Consider the following 2,413-nt stretch of genomic DNA (forward strand, 5'->3'; position numbering starts at 1 on the left):
GATATAAAACACTTAGCCTTAGAGCTGTATTTTGAATTTACCAATTACAGATTATAATAAAATATTAAAAAGAGTAAAAAAATACGATAAAAGCAAATTTTTTCATTCTAAAAATATATTGATTCATAATCATGTTTTATTGTTTGCCATGTTAAATGAGAAATCTAGATATCGTAATGTTTTCTCATTTCAAACCTATTTATATTGAATTAATCAAAACCGTCTCTTTTACACGTCATAAGAGGAATTAATATTAAGTAAAAATTGTATAAAAAAGCACAAAAATGCCGATAACTACCTCAAATGCTAAGATTTATCGCAACATCGGGGGCTAAAAAATAGGCAAAGTGTATGATAGTGTCAGCTTATTTCTTCATAAGTGTAAAGATGATGGAGCTCAATGGATTTATCATTGTACTATTCACGAGCGCTAGCGTGAAGTGAGCTTTAAGAGATATCTCTTAAAACAAGCGCATAAAATGGCATTCTCCTCACACTGTATTTCTATTGAAATAATGATCACCTTGAATCGTGTGAATTTAGATCTTCAGATCTCATCTGCATAACATTTTAATGTGATTGTTATCCAATATTAAAATACCTCTAATATGATGTACAAACTATAAAGAAATAAGAAAAAACATTTGAAAATTTAAATATGAAATCTAAAAACTTAATTCTGAGATACAATCTATCTCCATTCATATAAATACACAGCATATATTCTTAAACCGATAAGACTAAGAAAACCTAAATATTGATGAATATCTATAACCATACCTGAGAAATAGTGATAATCACGTTAAATCAAATTGTCCGCAAATGCCTCTCATTGAAAAAAACAATATCTTATCTGGGCGGCACATATAACACCTTCTTATACGAAAAAACTATAAAAAAGCAATTCGTTATGAATCCACTGCTTCCAAGACAAGAAGATATTCTCCACCTCTTGTGCCGCCTGTAAATTCTCATCATAAACAGATATCGTTTTTATTCTTCAATGTTTCATAAACTGTTCTAAATCAAATTCATCATGCCTTGTATATAATCAAAGTCGATCTTACTAAAGGTCATGCTGAAAAATATAATAATATTATTCATAAAAAATAAAAAAATTACAATAGATGTTTTTTTTGCAATTTCACCAGCATTAGCAGCAATGCTTAAATCTAATCTAAGAAATAAAATATCATTTTCAGAAAAATGAAAAGAAGCTCTTAAAAAACAATTTTTACTGAAAAAAGGTAAAACAGCATTATTTTATACTAAAACAGTCAATAGAAAAACGTTTAGCAACAAAATCAACCAAAAAACATCAAAAAGGTTCGGGATTATACAGAAAAATAAGCTAATACAATAAGAGGAAAACTCTCTTTATAGCCTATTGATATTATTTAAACATGGTGATCCCGACAGGATTCGAACCTGTGACCCACGGCTTAGAAGGCCGTTGCTCTATCCAGCTGAGCTACGGGACCCAACTGATTATTTTCTCAATTCAAAATAGCATCTTTAATTCAATGTGTCCAAGGTTGCTGCCGATCACTGCGAAAATTATCAGAATAAGAAATAGCACGTCGAATCGATGTATGTTTCTTTTCTACACGGTAAGAGATAGCATTCTTACGTGCAAAAGCAATCGCTTCTTCTTTCCTATTAAATCGGATCCTTACCTGATTATTCATATCAGACGTTGCCGTGTATCCCATAAGAGGTTCAAGCATTTTTTCTTTCATCGGCTCATACTCTAGAACCCAAAAACTTGTATTCCCCTTCCCTGACTGCATAGCTGTCTTAGCAGGACTATAAATACGTGCGATCATGTCTTTTTCCTTAAGATTAAACAACGCTTGAATGATAGTTTCTCATCACACGTACCCAATTTGGTCATTTTCACACACTCAATCAAATATGGTCGGAGCGATAGGATTCGAACCTACGACCCCCTGATCCCAAATCAGGTGCGCTACCAGGCTGCGCTACGCTCCGCCATTTACATTTACTTGATGCACATTTCCTAAAATTTTCATAACAGAAGTGCAAGAGAAAAACACACTTTTTTTAAATTTTGTTGCATTTCTTTACAAAAAAGCACATTTTTTAATTTTTTTTCCCTACTCAATAACAAATTTATTGACAAATAGTAGAAAATAACCTCCGTAAAAAATCCAATCTATATTAAAAAAGAATGAATTTCTCTATAAAGACTTCATAATTTTTATCCTGTTTTAAGCAAGCTCTCACTGTATCAAAACGCATTTCACAGATACAGTTTTAGAAAAAAACAACTTAAATATCATAGAAAAATTTTCCCAAAGAGAACATAAGCCAAAGAATTCAGCTGTATTAAGCTTTTTTCTCCTCTTTTTCTATCTTCCCAAGGACTCTTTTATTAAAAACTCTAGAATCT

1 protein-coding gene and 2 tRNA genes are annotated in these 2,413 nt (G+C 31.2%); all 3 read right to left on the minus strand.

The genetic code is table 11. The annotated features are described in order from the left end of the window. Positions 1 to 1,404: 1,404 nt before the first annotated feature. The 3 genes from ACFIO3_RS00005 to ACFIO3_RS00015 all read right to left on the minus strand — a co-directional run bounded on the left by ACFIO3_RS00005 (position 1,405) and on the right by ACFIO3_RS00015 (position 1,992). Positions 1,405 to 1,481, minus strand: a tRNA-Arg gene (locus ACFIO3_RS00005). A 39-nt stretch (positions 1,482 to 1,520) separates the two neighbouring features. Continuing rightward, positions 1,521 to 1,826, minus strand: a complete 306-nt coding sequence (locus ACFIO3_RS00010; RefSeq protein ID WP_375606624.1) for an ETC complex I subunit — start codon at positions 1,824 to 1,826, stop codon at positions 1,521 to 1,523. Between the two features lie 89 nt (positions 1,827 to 1,915). After that, positions 1,916 to 1,992: transfer RNA gene (locus ACFIO3_RS00015), tRNA-Pro, on the minus strand. Between the last annotated feature and the right edge of the window lie 421 nt (positions 1,993 to 2,413).

The sequence above is a fragment of the Bartonella sp. AD328YNZD genome, from assembly GCF_042196425.1.